The 16,933-nt window shown below is 61.8% G+C and carries 17 protein-coding genes, 1 tRNA gene and 1 pseudogene; 9 read left to right on the top strand and 10 right to left on the bottom strand.

What is annotated here, in order from left to right:
* The first annotated feature begins 27 nt into the window (after positions 1 to 27).
* Positions 28 to 507 (top strand): MgtC/SapB family protein, encoded by a 480-nt coding sequence (locus NLY33_RS20945; protein WP_027050850.1) that lies wholly within the window; start codon positions 28 to 30, stop codon positions 505 to 507.
* A gap of 210 nt (positions 508 to 717) precedes the next feature.
* A tRNA-Ser gene (locus NLY33_RS20940) sits at positions 718 to 807 on the top strand.
* A gap of 147 nt (positions 808 to 954) precedes the next feature.
* Here NLY33_RS20940 and NLY33_RS20935 read toward each other — a convergent pair.
* A complete protein-coding gene (locus NLY33_RS20935) occupies positions 955 to 1,116 on the bottom strand; it encodes a hypothetical protein (protein ID WP_023691300.1) in 162 nt (53 codons plus the stop codon).
* Positions 1,117 to 1,302: 186 nt separating this feature from the next.
* Here NLY33_RS20935 and NLY33_RS20930 point away from each other — a divergent pair, with 186 nt between their 5' ends.
* Positions 1,303 to 1,494: a DUF3606 domain-containing protein gene (locus NLY33_RS20930; RefSeq protein WP_023706817.1), complete on the top strand. Its 192-nt coding sequence runs from the start codon at positions 1,303 to 1,305 to the stop codon at positions 1,492 to 1,494.
* A gap of 347 nt (positions 1,495 to 1,841) precedes the next feature.
* On the opposite strand, the gene NLY33_RS20925 is transcribed toward NLY33_RS20930, so the two are convergent.
* Entirely contained in the window at positions 1,842 to 2,567 is a 726-nt protein-coding gene (locus NLY33_RS20925) for a hypothetical protein (protein WP_023706818.1), read from the bottom strand.
* A gap of 503 nt (positions 2,568 to 3,070) precedes the next feature.
* On the opposite strand from NLY33_RS20925, the gene NLY33_RS20920 reads away from it, so the two are divergent.
* From NLY33_RS20920 to rimO, 6 genes are all read left to right on the top strand, one after another.
* Positions 3,071 to 3,388 carry a sugar 3,4-ketoisomerase gene (locus tag NLY33_RS20920; RefSeq protein WP_050590887.1) on the top strand — a complete coding sequence of 106 codons (318 nt, stop codon included), beginning with the start codon at positions 3,071 to 3,073 and terminating at the stop codon, positions 3,386 to 3,388.
* Positions 3,312 to 4,652 (top strand): FAD-dependent oxidoreductase, encoded by a 1,341-nt coding sequence (locus NLY33_RS20915; RefSeq protein WP_286438874.1) that lies wholly within the window; start codon positions 3,312 to 3,314, stop codon positions 4,650 to 4,652. The genes NLY33_RS20920 and NLY33_RS20915 overlap by 77 nt, the downstream gene beginning before the upstream one ends.
* Positions 4,653 to 5,579, top strand: coding sequence for a glycosyltransferase family 2 protein (locus NLY33_RS20910; protein ID WP_023691313.1), 927 nt, complete (start codon positions 4,653 to 4,655; stop codon positions 5,577 to 5,579).
* Positions 5,580 to 5,698: 119 nt separating this feature from the next.
* A complete protein-coding gene (locus NLY33_RS20905; RefSeq protein ID WP_032889884.1) occupies positions 5,699 to 6,106 on the top strand; it encodes a DUF930 domain-containing protein in 408 nt (135 codons plus the stop codon).
* Between the two features lie 262 nt (positions 6,107 to 6,368).
* Positions 6,369 to 7,028, top strand: coding sequence for a TerC family protein (locus tag NLY33_RS20900; protein ID WP_023682529.1), 660 nt, complete (start codon positions 6,369 to 6,371; stop codon positions 7,026 to 7,028).
* 141 nt (positions 7,029 to 7,169) lie between these two features.
* Positions 7,170 to 8,483, top strand: a complete 1,314-nt coding sequence (gene rimO / locus NLY33_RS20895; RefSeq protein WP_023682528.1) for a 30S ribosomal protein S12 methylthiotransferase RimO — start codon at positions 7,170 to 7,172, stop codon at positions 8,481 to 8,483.
* A 139-nt stretch (positions 8,484 to 8,622) separates the two neighbouring features.
* On the opposite strand, the gene NLY33_RS20890 is transcribed toward rimO, so the two are convergent.
* From NLY33_RS20890 to NLY33_RS20855, 8 genes and pseudogenes are all read right to left on the bottom strand, one after another.
* On the bottom strand, positions 8,623 to 9,690 hold the full coding sequence (locus NLY33_RS20890) for a BMP family ABC transporter substrate-binding protein (RefSeq protein WP_023682527.1): 1,068 nt from the start codon (positions 9,688 to 9,690) through the stop codon (positions 8,623 to 8,625).
* A 50-nt stretch (positions 9,691 to 9,740) separates the two neighbouring features.
* Positions 9,741 to 10,661, bottom strand: coding sequence for an ABC transporter permease (locus NLY33_RS20885; RefSeq protein WP_023682526.1), 921 nt, complete (start codon positions 10,659 to 10,661; stop codon positions 9,741 to 9,743).
* Positions 10,661 to 11,785, bottom strand: coding sequence for an ABC transporter permease (locus NLY33_RS20880; protein ID WP_031193354.1), 1,125 nt, complete (start codon positions 11,783 to 11,785; stop codon positions 10,661 to 10,663). Before NLY33_RS20880 ends, NLY33_RS20885 begins: the two co-directional genes overlap by 1 nt.
* On the bottom strand, positions 11,782 to 13,359 hold the full coding sequence (locus NLY33_RS20875) for an ABC transporter ATP-binding protein (RefSeq protein WP_023682524.1): 1,578 nt from the start codon (positions 13,357 to 13,359) through the stop codon (positions 11,782 to 11,784). Before NLY33_RS20875 ends, NLY33_RS20880 begins: the two co-directional genes overlap by 4 nt.
* A 216-nt stretch (positions 13,360 to 13,575) precedes the next feature.
* Positions 13,576 to 14,553, bottom strand: coding sequence for a quinone oxidoreductase family protein (locus NLY33_RS20870; RefSeq protein WP_023682523.1), 978 nt, complete (start codon positions 14,551 to 14,553; stop codon positions 13,576 to 13,578).
* Positions 14,554 to 14,571: 18 nt separating this feature from the next.
* Positions 14,572 to 15,402 (bottom strand): phosphatidylcholine synthase, encoded by an 831-nt coding sequence (pcsA, locus tag NLY33_RS20865; RefSeq protein WP_023682522.1) that lies wholly within the window; start codon positions 15,400 to 15,402, stop codon positions 14,572 to 14,574.
* Positions 15,399 to 16,012 (bottom strand): annotated as a pseudogene (locus NLY33_RS20860) (DUF1326 domain-containing protein). The gene pcsA and the pseudogene NLY33_RS20860 overlap by 4 nt, the downstream one beginning before the upstream one ends.
* Before the next feature lie 14 nt (positions 16,013 to 16,026).
* Complete coding sequence (locus NLY33_RS20855) at positions 16,027 to 16,914, bottom strand: DUF2182 domain-containing protein (protein WP_023682520.1); 888 nt, start codon at positions 16,912 to 16,914, stop codon at positions 16,027 to 16,029.
* Positions 16,915 to 16,933: the final 19 nt, after the last annotated feature.

The following is a 16,933-nucleotide window of genomic DNA, read 5'->3' as shown; positions in this document are numbered from 1 at the left end:
ACCGACCCGAGATACGTTCTGCGCCTCATGGATGAATTCATTGAACGTTTTGGGCAACAGACGTGGCTGCCTTTTTCCGTAATTTCAGCCAGGCTTTTGCTCGCGGCCGTCCTTGGCTCCATCGTTGGCATCGAACGCGAATGGCGCAACCGGCCGGCCGGATTGAGGACACACATCCTCGTCTGTGTTGCGACGGCTCTAATTGCCATCCTCACGATCGAGATTACTCACCTTCACGTCTTCGACGGTCAGGAAATCGCCATTGATCCTATCCGCTTGATCGAAGCCACGACTGCCGGCGTGGCATTTCTGGCCGCCGGCTTGATCTTCTTCTCCAAGGGCGAGGTTCAAGGGCTTACCACTGGGGCGGGCATGTGGCTGGCAGGCGCCATAGGCCTGGCGGTTGGGCTCGGGTTCTGGCAGATCGCGGCTTTGGCTACCTTGCTCGCACTTGTCGTGCTGGGTCTTCTGCAACTTGTGCAGGTCGGCAGCAAGGATCGTAATTAGATCCCGGCTCCTTCGAAAACGGGTTCGCAGCTCCGTTCGGGTAACGAACGCCACCCCCTATTATCCATGGCAGCGCCGATGGTTGACTTGGCGATGGGCAACGCTCTAGAGAAATGAACCGCAAGCTGGTCCGGAAGGACAGGTATCATTCGATACCAACTGTCGTTCACTGGGTCGGTTGATGTTCCTAGATGATTGAAAAGTCACGTTGGAGGGATGGCCGAGCGGTTTAAGGCACCGGTCTTGAAAACCGGCGTGGGTGCAAGCCCACCGTGGGTTCGAATCCCACTCCCTCCGCCAGATATTTGGCTACCGTGCTGAATTGCCTCTGTATTTTCAAAGAGGGCCAAATCTTTCCTAAGTTATTCCTAACTTCCTAAAACGAAGAAGCCTGCCACCGCGAGGCAGCGGGCCAGCGTGAGCGCAAACGTTGCGCCAGCCTCAGGATCAACGTTCGTCCTGGCGATAGAGCCGTTTGGTCGCTCGGTCGCTTTCCATGCGTTCTGCAGGACCACGGTGGCGTCGGGTCATAAGAACGTATGCCATCAATAGGGCCAGCAACAGTGGCCCACCAGCAACGACGATCAACCACATCACACTTTCAAACATGAGGCATCTCCTTCACGTCACAACCGTCAAGGAGAAGAACCGTTCCGTTCAAAGTTACAGCAATACCAGCACCTCCTGCGACTGAGGGCCGTTTTCCCATGTGACCGTTTCGGAAATCCGGGCTCCGCTGCAACAAAAGGCTGCGGCTGCACGTTGCGGTTGATCATTCAACCAGGAGCAAAGCAAATGGCCGACGACAAAACGAAGACGGACTTCCGCGATTGGGACCGCGTCTCTGCCGATGAGGATTATGAAGTCGAGTATTTCGCCACCAAGGCCGGCATCACCCCGCAGCAGGTCAAGGAATTGATCGCGAAGCACGGCAACCGACGCGAGACGCTGGAGCGGGAAGCGAAGGCTCTGGGGAGCGGTAGGTAGGCCGGCATGCCAGAGTACCAGGTGGAAGAGTGGCATGGAGAGGAGTGTGTCTCAACTCAGGCCACGAGCGCCGATGATCCGTTATCTGCGGTAGAGAAGGTCACGGGCCAAAGGGTGTCGCCTAGAGCGCTTCAGGAGCATTGGTTTCGTGTGGTCGATGAAGATGCGCGAAGCACGCATGAATTCAGCCTTGAGGACGGCGGCCCGGCTGGAGATTTCGCAAAATAGCCATGACCAGAATCTCGGACCTGCATTGGGACCAACGCTGCAGATAGGCGAGAAAGGTGCAGCCGCCGGGCGGACCCGACGGCTTATCGTCGATTGGATCGCTGCCGCCGCATAGGGCCTTAAGGCGCGGCCGGCGCCAGCTTGGCGGCTACTTGGTCGATCTTGTCGGCAAGTACGCTATTGGCCCAATCTGTCACCTCAGGGTCAACGGGCTTGTTGGCCATTTGGGCAAGGGCTGCATCGATCGATGGGACGTTGGCAGCGGCAGCTGTGGCGGCGGTCTGAGCAGCGGCCGCATCCTGGGTGGCGTCATCGAGCGCTGCCTGTGCTGCATCGAGGTCGGCCTGCGTCGGGACATCTTCGGGCAGGGTATTCGGGTCAGCCGCTTTCGCATTCAGCGCGTCGAGCGCCGCTTTGGCGTCGGTAACCGCCTGATTAGCAGCATCGAGCGCCGATTGAGCGTTCTTGGCTATTGCCGACTGTGTCACAAAAGCCTGCACGCCAGCGAAGTTCTTGCTCTTGGAGTGCATAAAGGCGTTGGCGTTGCGCTGCAGCGAGTTCAACCGGCCGAGCTTGGCATGGATATTCTTTTCCTTGGACACAGAAGGGGTAGCGGCCTTGGCGACCTGGCCCTTAGGGGCCTGGCCCTTGGCGGATGCCGACTTGCCGACCGAACCGCCGCCTCCGCCATTGCCGCCAGCATTACCGTTTCCTCCGCTATTGCCATTGCCGTTACCATTGCCATGGCCGTTACCATGGCCGTTGCCACCAGCAGCAGCCAGGGCCGGCGACACCAGAAGCGAGAACACCGCAAATGCAGCAAAAAGGGTCTTTCGGGATGTCATAACTACCTCCGAGATTGCCACCGCCACTAACCGCTATAGCGGGCAACATGAGGAATCGCTAACACAAAGGGTAAACTTAGATATAGATGTGTTTTCATTGCGAGAACGAAGCGGCCGGCCGGCGAAACGCCAACCAGCATAACTCTTTGAAATTGCTGAAGTAGATCACCCTCCTTGGAACTGGCCGGCCTTCCGAACTCAAAGGTCCTAGACCGCTCAGACCAAGGTCTTAAGCCGTGGTTTCGGCCGCGACTCAGAAGTCGTGACGGCGCGGCGACCTTCGGTAGTCGGCACCTATCGGCCTGAGGCCGAGCTCGACATCGATCCGCTGCAGTGTTCCCAAACACCGCCTAAGTGGTTGTATTCCCTGTCTTTTGATATAAGCGCTAGTCTGAGGTAAAATTTCGACCGGCATCTGGCGGGCTTACGTTATGCAGCATCGAACGTTCTTTGGCGGCAAGGTCACCGAGATCCCCACTTCGTTACATAGCGATCCCAGGGGAATGCTGACCGCTATCGAGTTCAGCGGTTACAATTTCCAAGCCGTGCGGGCGTTCATCGTCACCGCGCCGCGCGGCACGTCGCGGGGCGGACATGCACACGGCTCGGGCCGGCAATTGATGATGCAGCTGTCGGGCGAGATCGGCATCGAATTTCGCTACCAGGAACAGGTCGAACGGCTGACGCTCACCGCATCGAACCGCGCGGTGCTGGTCGATGCCCCGGTGTGGGCGCTGCAGACCTATGAAGGGGAGAACCCGTCTTTGCTGGTTTTCTGCGATACCGAATACGACCCTGAAAACTACGTATCGAACCCCTGATGACACTCATCGGGAAAGGAGAGGCCGCGATGCGCGCCAGGACATGACAGCGCCTCGCGGCAGAATGGCTATTCTCGGCGCCGGCATCATGGGCGCCAGCCTCGCTCTCATGATGGCCCGCAGAGGCTACGCGGTGTCCCTCTTCGACAAGGAGAGCGAGCCGATGGCCTGCGCCAGCCGTTGGAACGAGGGCAAGATTCATCTCGGCTATCTCTACGGGAACGATCCCTCGCTGCTGACCGCCCGGCATCTGCTTTCGGGAGGACTGTGTTTCGGCAGGCTTGTTTCCGAGCTGATCGGAAGCAATCTGGAAGCGCACACGACCTTTTCGGAAGACCTTTATCTGGTCCATCGCAACTCGATCGTCGCTGCCGAGGCGCTGGGGGCGATCTTTGAACGTGTGGATGTATTGGTGCGCAGCCACGCTGACGCCACCAGCTACCTTGCCGACGTATCGGCGGCGCGATCGAATCGGCTTTCCAAAACTGAATTGGCCGATGTCACCAACTCGGACCAGATCGTCGGGGGCTTCCAGGTGCCGGAGCGATCCGTCAACACGCGATGGGTTGCCGACCGGCTTTGCGCGGCGCTTCGGGGTGAACCCAATATCAGCTTGCGGATGGCGTCCAAAGTCCTGTCGGCACAGCCGGTGGACGGAATTGACAGGAAATGGCGCGTGGCGGTCGCAAGCGAAAAAAGTGAGGCGTTCGACATCGTCGTCAATTGCCTTTGGGAGGGGCGGCTGGCTGTCGACCGCACGGCCGGCATCGAGCCGGTTCCCGGATGGTCGCACCGCTACAGGCTTTGCCTGTTCGGCCGCACCAGCCAGCCTGTCGATGTGCCGTGCGCGGTCGTCGCCCTTGGCCCGTTCGGCGACATAAAAAACTATGACGGGCGCAACTTCTATCTCTCCTGGTACCCGAGCGGGTTGCTTGCGGAGAGTGGCGAATTGTCGATCGAAACGCCGCAAGCGCTCGATGCCGACGCACGACAGCGGTTCATCGGCAACGTTCGCGCCACGCTCGCCCGGTTGTTGCCCAGTGTTTCCAGCATGTTCGACGATGCCGAGGAGCTTGAGGTACGCGGCGGCTTCGTGTTTGCGCAAGGGCGTGGTTCGCTCAGCGACCCGAAAGCCACGATCCATCGCCGCGACCAATTCGGGGTCAACCGCCTGGGCAACTACATCTCGGTCGACACAGGTAAATATTCGACGGCGCCGTGGCTTGCCGACAGGCTGGCGCGGCAAATCTGCGGGATCGAGTGAATGGGTGAGACAGAACAGGGCGGCGCGAAGCAGGTAGCGCAGAAACAAGTCCAGCTTCGATCCGGCTGGCGGCCGAAGGTCACGGCGCTGGTGCCATGCTACAATTCGGCGGCATTCATTTCGCGTACGCTGGACAGCCTCGCCGCGCAGACCTGGGACAATATCGAGATCCTGGTCGGGGAGGACAATTCGACCGACGCGACATTCGAGATCGTTTCAGCCTTCGCCGGCGGCCGCGACGATGTCCGTATCCTCCGCCGGGACAAAAACCTGGGATGGCTGAAGAACTCCAACGATCTGATGGCCAATGCCAGCGGCGAATTGATGTTCTTTGCCTTCCATGACGACGTCATCGATCCAACCTATATCGAGGCGCTGGTGCGGGCGCTCGATGCCAATCCCGCGGCCGTACTGTCGTTCAGCGACGTCGAAGTGATCGAAGTCAGCGGCGAAAGTGCCACGTGGAAGTTCGACCTGCTGGAGGGCTTGCAGGACGGTTTTGCGCGTGGCCGGGCGATGGCGCGCCAGCCGCATGGATGGTGGGTTCCCAATCGTGGGATATTCAGGGCCTGGGCGTTCCACCGTAGCGGCGGGATCAAGCCCAACAGCCAAGGCGAATTCAGCGCCGACTGGACCTGGCTTCTGCATCTGTCGCTGCTCGGCGGCTTTGTCCGCGTGCCGCAAGTGCTCTGCCACAAATACTACCGGGCGGGCAGCATCAGCCGGCGCTGGGACCGCAACAGCACCCAACGAAGGGCCTTGCGGGCGGCGGGGATAAGGGAGGTCTGGCACAGCGAGGCCGGCCTTGCACAAAGAGCCTTCCTCGCTGTCTATATCGCCTTGCGGCCGTGGCGGTGGGTGCCGCGATCGCGAGAAGCGCAAAGACGGCGAAACAGGCAATCGGTGCATGGCAGCCCGGACAAATAAGAATGGCGCCGGCGACGTATCAAAGCGGCTGCGTCAAAACACCCTGCCCGGCCAACGGCGATTTCCGCGCATATCCGGCTGCCCCAAAATGGCACTCCGGTTGATTTTTCACGCGAGTTATGGTCGTTCTCCCGCCCATGAAAAAACTATTCCTTGCGGCGCTGGCCTCGGTGACGCTGGCCTGGCCCGCCCACGCGATGGACGCCGCCCTGCGCGCCGGCCTGCTGAAACTCGACCCGGAGACCCGGCTGGAGCAGAGATGCGACGCCGAAGTGCTCGACCGCATCAGCCATGACGACCACAAGTACAAGGCAGACCGCGTCGTCGCCTACGCCTTCGCGACGCCGGAAATGAAGGCCGATGCCATCCGCAGCCCGGGCGCTGCCTTCCGCAGCAAGGGGCAGTGGTACCGGCTGAAGTTCAAATGCGAGACGGCGCCTGACCATATGGAGGTCCTGCAGTTCCGTTACCGCATCGGCGACGAGATTCCGGAAGCCGACTGGGCGAAGTACAATCTCTACGACTGAATTCGCTGCGACCAGAATTCTCTCTGGCAGAACGACCTTCCCTATTCCCGTGGCTTTCAGCGTCGGCCGTTAGAGCGGTTCAGCTTTTTACAGAGCAGCTGACCCACTCTAACTCTTTGTTTTTGCATGATTCCGGACGGAAAACCGCTACGCACTTTTCCTGGAATTGCGCCGGCAGTCTCTTGACGCGCGGGAACCATACACGTTAGGGCGTCGGCATATCCGACGACGAACACGCCGATACAGCAAGGGGCTCCGGTCGATGGACATTTTCAGCGCTGCAAGCATGACGGCCCTCCTCCAGGTCATCGCCATCGATCTGGTGCTTGCCGGCGACAATGCCATCGTCATCGGCCTTGCCGCCGCCGGCCTGCCGGTCGAGCAGCGCAAGAAAGCCATCCTGATCGGCGTTTTGGCGGCGACTGTGCTGCGCATCCTGTTTGCCGCCGTCACCGTCAAGCTTCTTGCCATTGTCGGCCTGCTGCTGGCCGGCGGCATCCTTTTGTTGTGGGTGTGCTGGAAGATGTGGCGCGAGCTGCGGACGTCGCATGCCGACGAGTTCGAGGCGACCGAGGCGCTGTCCGATTCCGACCTCAACAGCGACAGAACGGTGGGCGGCAAGGCGCCGCGCAAGACGCTCGGCCAGGCGGCCCTGCAGATCGTCGTCGCCGATGTTTCGATGTCGCTGGACAATGTGCTGGCGGTCGCCGGTGCGGCGCGCGATCATTTTCCCGTGCTTGTCATAGGCCTGGTGCTGTCGATTGCCTTGATGGGCTTGGCCGCGAGCTTCATTGCCAAGCTGCTGCATCGCCACCGCTGGATCGCCTATGTCGGCCTGCTGATCATTCTCTACGTCGCGATCGATATGGTCTATCGCGGCCTTGTCGAGGTCTGGCCGCATGTCAGTCCTGTGGTGAGCTGACGCTGCCGGTCCTACAGCTTCTGTATAGTACGGGTATCTGCCGGAGGCAGTGGTCGCGTTCGCCGCAGCCGCTGCCCATACCAATGCCGCAATAAGTGTGGTACTGGCCGCCGATCCCGAAAAAACCCGGAATGTTTTCTCATGTCTGCGCCTCGCGTCAGTTTCGTCAGCCTTGGATGCCCGAAGGCGCTTGTGGATTCCGAGCGCATCATCACGCGCCTGCGCGCCGAAGGCTATGAGATCGCGCGCAAGCATGACGGCGCGGACCTGGTCGTCGTCAACACCTGCGGCTTTCTCGATTCGGCCCGCGACGAATCGCTCAACGCCATTGGTTCGGCGCTTTCGGAAAACGGCCGGGTGATCGTCACCGGCTGCCTCGGCGCCGAGCCGGACGTCATACGAGAGAAGCACCCCAACGTCCTCGCCATCACCGGCCCGCAGGCCTATGAGAGCGTGATGGCCGCGGTGCATGAGGCGGCGCCGCCCAGCCACGATCCGTATATCGACCTTCTGCCGCCGCAAGGCGTCAAGCTGACGCCGCGCCACTACGCCTATCTCAAGATTTCCGAAGGCTGCAACAACCGCTGCACCTTCTGCATCATTCCGGCGCTGCGCGGCGACCTCGTCTCGCGCCCGGCGGCCGATGTGCTGCGCGAGGCCGAGAAGCTGGCCAAGGCCGGCGTCAAGGAACTGCTGGTCATCTCGCAGGACACCAGCGCCTACGGCATCGACATCAAGTACCAGACGTCGATGTTCGGCGACCGCGAAGTGCGGGCGAAATTCCTCGACCTGTCGGAGGAGCTCGGCAAGCTCGGCATCTGGGTACGCATGCACTATGTCTACCCCTACCCGCATGTCGCCGATGTCATCCCGCTAATGGCGGATGGAAAAATCCTTCCCTATCTGGACATCCCCTTCCAGCACGCCTCGCCGCAGGTGCTGAAGAACATGCGTCGGCCCGCGCATGGCGAAAAGACGCTGGAGCGCATTCGCGGCTGGCGCGAGGTGTGCCCGGATCTGGCGATACGCTCGACCTTCATCGTCGGTTTCCCCGGCGAGACCGACGAGGATTTCGAGATGCTGCTCGACTGGCTGGACGAGGCCAGGATCGATCGCGCCGGCTGCTTTAAATACGAGCCGGTCCGCGGCGCCCGCTCCAACGATCTCGGCCTCGAACAGGTGCCGCAGGAGATCAAGGAAGCGCGCTGGCATCGCTTCATGCAGCGCCAGCAGAAGATCTCGGCGACGCAGCTGGCCAAGAAGGTCGGCAAGCGCCTGCCGGTGCTGATCGACGAGGCGCATGGCACGTCTGCCAAGGGCCGGACAAAATACGACGCGCCCGAGATCGACGGTTCGGTGCATATCCAGTCGCGCCGCCCGCTGCGCCAAGGCGACATCGTCACGGTCAAGATCGACCGCGCCGACGTCTACGACCTTTACGGCTCGGCGGTTTAGAAAAATACCAAAAAGGGCGCCTCCCGGCGCCCTCGGATTTTTGGCACAGCCCTCGGCGCGGTTTCGCGGTCGAAGCGTGCAGCCCGCGAAGTGAAAAAGGGCGCCGGGCGGCGCCCCTTCTCTTTTGCGTTTCCGATACTTACTGCGGCAACTTGTCGTCGACGCCCTTCACATAGAAGTTCATGCCGAGCAGCGTGCCGTCGTCGGCTACTTCGCCGTCCTTGAGCCACGGCGTGCCGTCCTGCTTGGCGACCGGTCCGGTGAAGGGGTTCCAGCCATCTGCGATTTTCTTGGCGGTTGCCTCGGCCATCGCCTTCACATCGTCCGGCATGTTGGTGAAGGGCGCCAGCTTGACGGCGCCGTCCTTGATGCCGAGCCAGACATTGTCAGGCTTCCAGGTGCCGTCGAGCGCCGCCTGAACGCGGCTGATGTAATACGGCCCCCATTCGTCTGTCAGCGAGGTCAGCTGCGCGTTCGGCGCGAACTTGATCATGTCGGAGGACTGGCCGAAGCCGTGCAGCTTGCGCTCTTCCGCCACCTGCAGTGCCGCAGTGGAATCGGTGTGCTGGACGATGATGTCGGCGCCCTGGTCGAACAGCGCCTTGGCCGCGTCGGCTTCCTTGCCCGGATCGAACCAGGAGTTCACCCAGACGATCTTGGCCTTGAAGTTCGGGTTGACCGACTGCGCGCCGAGCATGAAGGAGTTGATGCCCATCACCACTTCGGGGATCGGGAAAGAAACGATATAGCCGGCGACCCCTGCCTTCGATTCCTTGGCGGCGATCTGGCCGAGCACGTAGCGGCCTTCATAGAAGCGCGCATTGTAGATGCCGAGATTGTCAGCGGTCTTGTAGCCGGTGGCGTGCTCGAACATCACTTTGGGGAACTTCTTGGCGACCTTCACTTCCGGGTCCATGAAGCCGAAAGAGGTGCCGAAGATGATCTTGCAGCCTTCGCGCGCCAGACGCTCGAAAGCGCGGTCGGCATCGGGACCTTCCGAGACGTTCTCGAGATAGGCGGTTTCGACCTTGTCGCCGAGCGCCTTCTCCACCTCGAGGCGGCCTTGGTCGTGCTGGTAGGAATAGCCGAAATCGCCGATCGGGCCGGTGTAGACCCAGCATGCCTTCAACTTGTCGGCGGCCTGCGCCGACGCCGCCAGTGACATGGCGGCGGTCGTGGTCATCAACGCGATAAGCAGTTTTTTCATTGTGTTACCTCTCTGAGTTTAGCCTTGGAGCTTCCCGTTTGTTTTTGTTTTCAACGATCCGGAACGAATGGCTGCCCCAAGGAAGCCGGCGTGTTCATCATCGTCAGACGCTTGTTGCGCGAGATTAGAACGAGAACCACGACGGTTGCCAGATAGGGCAGAGAAGAAAGCAGCTGCGAAGGCACCGGAATGCCAAATGCCTGTGCATGAAGCTGGCCGATCCACACCGCGCCGAAGATGTAGGCGCCGGCGAGCACGCGCCACGGCCGCCAGGAGGCGAAGACGACCAGCGCCAGCGCGATCCAGCCGCGGCCCGCGCTCATGTTCTCTACCCATTGCGGCGTGTAGACCAGCGACAGATGGCCGCCGGCAAGGCCGGCGCAGGCGCCGCCGAAGATGACCGCGAGATAGCGGTAGCGGATGACCTTGATGCCGAGCGCATGCGCCGATGTGTGGCTGTCGCCGATCGAGCGCAGAGTGAGGCCGGTGCGGGTCTTGAACAGGAACCACATGACGGCCGCCGTCAGCGCGATCGAGATGTAGAAGATCGGGTCCTGGCCGAACAACAGCCTGCCGACCACGGGAATGTCGGTGAGCACCGGAACGTAGAGGTTTGGCAGCCGCTCGCCGGGCTGGCCGACGAAGCTGGTCCCCATCATGCCGGAAAGGCCGAGGCCGAGCAGCGTCAACGACAGGCCGGTCGCCACCTGATTGGTGGCGAGCGACAGCGTCATCACCGCAAACAGCAGCGAGAACACCGCGCCCATGGCAATTGCCGCCAACAGGCCCATCCAGGGCGATCCCGTGAGATAGCCGGCTCCGAAGCCGCCGACGGCGCCCATGATCATCATGCCTTCGACGCCGAGGTTGAGCACGCCGGAGCGCTCGACCACCAGTTCGCCGATGGCCGCTATTAAAAGCGGCGTCGCCGCCGTGGCGATGGTCAAAAGGATGTTGACGGCGATGTCCATCAGCGGGCTTCCTTCAACTTCGGCGCGGCTTCAAGCTTCGCCGCGCTTTTCGTCAGCGCCATGCCGACCAGACGGATGCGATAGTGGATGAGCGTGTCGCAGCCGAGCACGAAGAACAAAAGCATGCCCTGGAACACGCGTGCCACTTTGTCGGAAATGCCGAGCGCGCTCTGCACCGCCTCGCCGCCGAGATAGGTCAACGCCAGCACCAGGCCGGCGGCGACGATGCCGAGCGGATTGAGCCGGCCGAGGAACGCGACAATAATGGCGGTGAAGCCGTAGCCGGGCGAGATCACCGGCTGGAGCTGGCCGATGGCGCCGGAGACTTCCGAAATGCCGGCAAGCCCAGCCAGCGCGCCTGACAGCAGGAAGGCGAAGAACACCATGCGGTTGAGGCCGAAACCGGCGAAGCGCCCTGCCCTCGGGCTGGAGCCGAGCACGCGGACCTCAAAACCCTTGAGCAGGCGGCTCATCAGCACCCAGATCAGCACGGCTGCAACAAGCGCGAAGACAAAACCCCAATTGGCGCGGCCGGCATCCGGCATCAGTTCCGGCAGGACCGCCGAGTCATTGAACTGGATCGTCTGCGGGAAACCGTGGCCCTGTGGATCGCGCCAAGGGCCGCGCACCAGCCAGTCGAGGAAAAGCTGGGCGACATAGACCAGCATCAGGCTGGTCAGGATTTCGTTGGTGCCGAAGCGCGTCTTCAAGAGAGCCGGGATTGCTGCATAGGCGGCACCGCCGACCATGCCGAACAACAGCATCAGCGGCAGCACCAGCGGGCCTTCGAACCCGGGAAACAGCACCGGAATGGCCGAGCCGAAAATGCCGCCGAGGATGAACTGTCCCTCAGCGCCGATGTTCCAGATGTTGGCCTTGTAACAGACCGACAGGCCGACCGCGATCAGGATCAACGGCGCGGCCTTGATCGCCAGCTCATGCAGCTGCCAGACCTGGCTGATCGGCTCGATGAAATAGATCTCGAATGCGCTCAGCGGGTTGACGCCGAGCAGCGCGAACAGAACCGCGCCGGCGATGATCGTTAGGGCGAAGGCGATGAAGGGCGACAGCGCCGAAAAGAGCATAGAGCGCTGCGGGCGTTTGACGAGTTCGAGGCGCATCATGCCGTCTCCAGACCATGTTCGGCGTGGCCAGGCTCGGCGCCGCCCATCAACAGACCGACCTTTTCGAAAGTTGCCTCGGCGATCGGCAGCGGTTTGGACAATTCGCCATTGTGCATGACCGCGATCGCGTCCGAAATCTCGAACAGCTCATCGAGGTCCTGGCTGATGACCAGAACTGCCGAGCCGCTGCGCGCCAGTTCGATCAGCGCCTGGCGGATGTGGGCGGCGGCACCGGCGTCGACGCCCCAGGTCGGCTGGTTGACGACCATGACGGCAGGGCTGCGGTCGAGTTCGCGACCGACGATGAATTTCTGCAAATTGCCGCCCGAAAGGGCCGCAGCTTCCGGATCGGGCGCGCTCTTGCGCACATCCATCGCCACGATGATGCGCTGGGCGGCGGCATAGACCGCACCGCTTTTGACGGCGCCGCCGGCGCCGACAAAAACCTTGCCGTCGGTGGCGTGCCGCGACAGAAGCAGGTTTTCCGAAAGCTTCATGCGTGGCGCCGCGCCATGGCCGAGGCGTTCTTCCGGCACGAAGGCAGCGCCCATCAGCCGCCGGCCTGTGATCGAGAGCGAGCCGGCATCCTTGCCGCGGATGCGCACGGATGCGGCGTCCTGCTGCAGCACCTCGCCGGAGACGGATTCGAAGAACTCGCCCTGGCCGTTGCCGGCGACACCGGCAATGCCGATCACCTCGCCGGCGCGCACAGTGAGGTTGATATTCTTCAGCGGAATCGAAAACGGCGTTGCCGGCTTGCGGCTGAGGGCGCGGATTTCGAGCAGCGGCTGCGCGGTCTCGATGCCTTCGGCCGGCGCACGCACCACGGCCTTCACCTCGTTGCCGACCATCATGCGGGCCAGCGACGAAGCCGTTTCCTCGCGCGGATTGCAATGGCCGACGACCTTGCCGTGACGCAGCACGGTCGCGCGGTCGCAAATGCGTTTGACCTCTTCCAGCCGGTGCGAAATGTAGAGGATGGATTTGCCCTCGGAGCGCAGGCGCTCCAGCGTCTCGAACAGCTTGTCGGCTTCCTGCGGCGTCAGCACCGAGGTCGGCTCGTCGAGGATGATGAGCTGCGGCGTCTGCAACAGGCAGCGGATGATCTCGATGCGCTGGCGTTCGCCGACCGAGAGATCGCCGACCAGCGAGTCCGGATCGAGCGGCAGGCCATAGCTGAAGGAAAGCGCCCTCGCCTTGGCCGCGATCGAGCTGATCGGTGAGCCGTCATCCAGAGACAGAGCGATATTCTCGGCCGCGGTCAGCGCCTCGAACAGCGAAAAGTGCTGAAACACCATGCCGATGCCGAGCTTCTTCGCCATGCCCGGACTGGTGATCCGCACCGCTTCCCCGTTCCAGAATATCTCGCCGGAATTGGGCTCCAGCGAGCCGAACAGCATCTTGACCAGCGTCGACTTGCCGGCGCCGTTTTCGCCAAGCAGCGCGTGGATCTCGCCCTTGGCGATGTTGAGGTCGATATGATCGCACGCCGTCAGCGTGCCGAATATCTTGGTCAGGCCACGAACCTCAAGCAGGTTCGCTCCATCATGATCTGCACTCACAGTGCCTCCCATCCGGTTCCCGGACATGTTCTGTGTTCCCGCCAACATCGTATGCGCTGGCCGCTCTCGTGCGAAAGCAGCACCCACCTTGAAAGAGCTTCAAGAATTTCAGCGGAAACTCAAGGGGTAAAGATAGACCCGTTTCGCACAACAAACCGACCGACCGGTTTTTCGTGCAAACAGTGCCTGGGCGCCGCGGCAAAGCACTGAAAGGAAGGCAAACCTCCGTCAGGGGATCAGTATTGTCGTACCCGTGGTCTTGCGCCCTTCGAGATCGGCTTGCGCCTTGCCGGCGTCCTTCAGCGCATAGCGCTGGTTGATCTTGATCTCGACCGCGCCGCTCAACACCACATCGAACAATGCCGCGGCGGAGATTTCGAGGTCTTCACGCTTGGCGTTGTAGACGAACAGCGTCGGCCTGGTAGCGAACAGCGAGCCCTTCTGCGCCAGCACCGACATCGAAAATGGCGGGATCGGTCCAGAGGACTGACCGAAAGAGACGAACATGCCGAGCGGCTTCAGACAGTCGAGCGAGGCCGGGAATGTGTCGTTGCCGACCGAATCGTAGACGACGTCACATTTCTTGCCGCCGGTGATGGCGGCGACGCCGGCGACGAAATCCTGCTCCTTGTAGTTGATGACATGGTCGAAGCCATGCGCCTTGGCGAGCTCGATCTTGTCGGTTGAGCTTGCCGTGCCGATCACGGTGGCGCCGAGATGTTTTGCCCATTGTCCCAGGATCAGCCCGACGCCGCCGGCGGCGGCATGAAACAGGATGGTGTCGCCTGCCTTCACCTTGAAGGTCCGGCGCAACAGATACTCCGCCGTCATGCCTTTAAGCATCATGCCGGCGGCCTGTTCGTCGCTGATGCGGTCCGGTACCTTGACCACGCGGTCGGCGGCGACAATGCGCTGTTCGGCATAGGCACCGACATTGACGGCATAGGCGATGCGGTCGCCCGGCTTCAGCCAGTCGATGCCTGCGCCGACCTCGAGAACCACACCTGCCGCCTCGCCGCCCGGGATCAGCGGGAAGCCGCCGGGCGGCGGATAGAGGCCGATGCGGTGATAGACATCGATGAAATTGAGGCCGATCGCGGTGTGCCTGACCAGGATCTGCCCGGCGCCGGGTTGCCCCGGATCGGCGTCTTCATAGGTCAGGACTTCCGGACCGCCATGGGCGTGGATACGGATTGCTTTGGACATTTGTGGGCTTTCCTGCGGTCAGGCTTTCTTAGTGTCCGGCTTGGCGCCGAGTTTGGGGAAGAACTGCATGATACCGCCGATGCAGGCGAGGTAAAGTCCGGTGATGGTGATGCCGACCTTGGTAAAGACGCCGACCTGTTCGCCCAAAACGCCGATCTGGTCGTAGAAGGCGGCAAGGGCCGCCTGCGCCAGCGCCAGCGCACCGAAAGCGCACCAGAGCAGCGTCATGCCAAGATTGATTGGCCGCAGCCGCACCACCCGCACGGGATGGATGAAGTTGATCGGCACGAAGGTCAGGATGCCGGCCGCCACGACGACGCCGAAGGACACCCACTGTCCGGGCTCGATGACGAACAGCGTGAACACGACCATGTTCCAGACCACCGGAAAGCCTTTGAAGAAGTTCTCCTTCGTCTTCATTCCGGTGTCGGCATAATAGATGGCGCTGGACACCACGATGATGGCCGCCGACAGGAACGACAGCCCTTCGCCCATGAAGCCGCGCTGGTAGAGTGCGAAGGCCGGGATCAGCACGTAAGTGACATAGTCGATGATGTTGTCGAGGAGCTCGCCCGACCAGGTCGGCAAAATCTCCTTGACCTCGAGCTTGCGCGCGATCGGCCCGTCTATGCCGTCGACGAACAGCGCCAACCCCAGCCACCAGAACATCGCCGTCCAGCGTTGCTCGCTTGCCGCCACCAGCGACAGGAAAGCCAGGAACGAGCCAGACGCGGTCAACAGATGCACCGAGAATGCCCGCGCCTGCGGCCAGGTGACCTTTTTCTTCGGCCTGGGTATCCGGTCGGTGATCTTTTTGGCGGCGTTTCTGGCCGTTGTGTTCTTGCTCACGGGCCCCGCCAATCCAGTTTGCAGATTTCGGCCGAGCGGCCGGCAAAGTTCCAGTTGCGGCCGAAAGCCCGCATCTTGCTCTTATCGGACCTGGCCACGATGATCTCCGGCGCGATCCAGTATTCCGAGTTGCCGATCACGGTATCCTTCTCGCGATCCTTGCCGGGAATCGGTGTGACCGCCCCGTCGATGATCTTCGGTATCTGGAAAATACGGGTCTTGTCACGCGTCTCGTAGGTGATCGGCACCTGCTCGACGCCGAGGAACTTGCCGACAAGGATCGACAACAGCGCGGTGGTTCCGCCGGCCTTCCCGGTGAAGATCCTGGTCAGCGCTTTCACCGCATAGACGGAGGCTTGCTTGTCGATGAACAGGCCTGCGGTCCAGTTGCCGCGGCTCATATAGCCTGGGATTTCCATGACCAGACCGAGATTGAGGCCGGACAGGTCGACCTCGCCGAAATGGCCTGCGTCGATGCGGAAGCCCGCCCAGGTCTGGCAATAACCCTCCGTCGGCGGATGGCTGCCAAGCGACAGTACGCAAGGACAAAAACCGTGCAATTGCAGGAGAGTACGAGCTCTCCTTTCATTGCCCAGCCTTGCTCTGCCATGGAATTATCCCCCGTCATGCCGAGACTACTAGCAGGGCGACTGCCCAGACAAGCAGTATCGCACCGGCCACTCGGGTTGGAAGGCTGCCGGTGGTCTGTTTTTCGATCAAGGTGAACAGGCCGATCAGCGCCATCCAGAACACGTTCATCGCGCCGACGGCAAACATCACCAGCATCAGCGCCCAGCAGCAGCCGAGGCACCACAGGCCCTGCTTCAGCCCTAGCCGGAAGATGCCACCCGGCTCCGCGCTCCAGTTGGAAAACAGTGTCGAGAACGGGTTCCGGCATTCTGTCAGGCAGGCCTGCTTGAGGCTGCTGAACTGGTAGAGGCCGGCAACCAGCAGCGCGGCCGCCGCGGCAAGGCCGCTCACCGCATCGAGCAATCGAGCGGAGGACGCAAATGCGTGGACGAGCAACGTCAGCACCGCGAAGCCGATAGAGGCGACAAGCCATGTCGAGAGGTAGCCGGCGACCAGGACCAGCGGGTGGGCCACCGGCTCGCCCTTGATGCGGGCGGTGTCGGCGATTTCACAATAGGTACGGATCATCGGCGCCGCCGACGGCAGCATCGTCGCCACGGCCATCAAAAACCACATCACGATCAGCGCCAGAACCGGTGCGCCGCCGGCATCAAGTGGTGCGGGCATCAGGCACATGCCGAAGAAGCGGTCGAGGACATCCGGCAGCGGCAGTTGCGGCAGATATCGCAGGACCACATCGCCTGGTACGCCGGGGAGCCGGCCTTCGGCGCCGCGGATCGCCATGGCGCCGAGAATGAACCAGGCGAGCAGAATGCCGCCGACGATGGCGATGTTGACCGTCAGGCGGGGGCTGCGGGCCAGGCTTGCCGTGGCGCGGCCGGCGCGGTCGAGATGGCTGAAATCGTCCTGCTGGCCGGTCATGACAACCGAATGAGCCTAA

Source organism: Mesorhizobium sp. C432A (genome assembly GCF_030323145.1).
GTDB lineage: Bacteria > Pseudomonadota > Alphaproteobacteria > Rhizobiales > Rhizobiaceae > Mesorhizobium.
The sequence above is the reverse complement of the archived record's forward strand: the minus strand, read 5'-3'. Positions and strand labels throughout refer to the sequence as shown.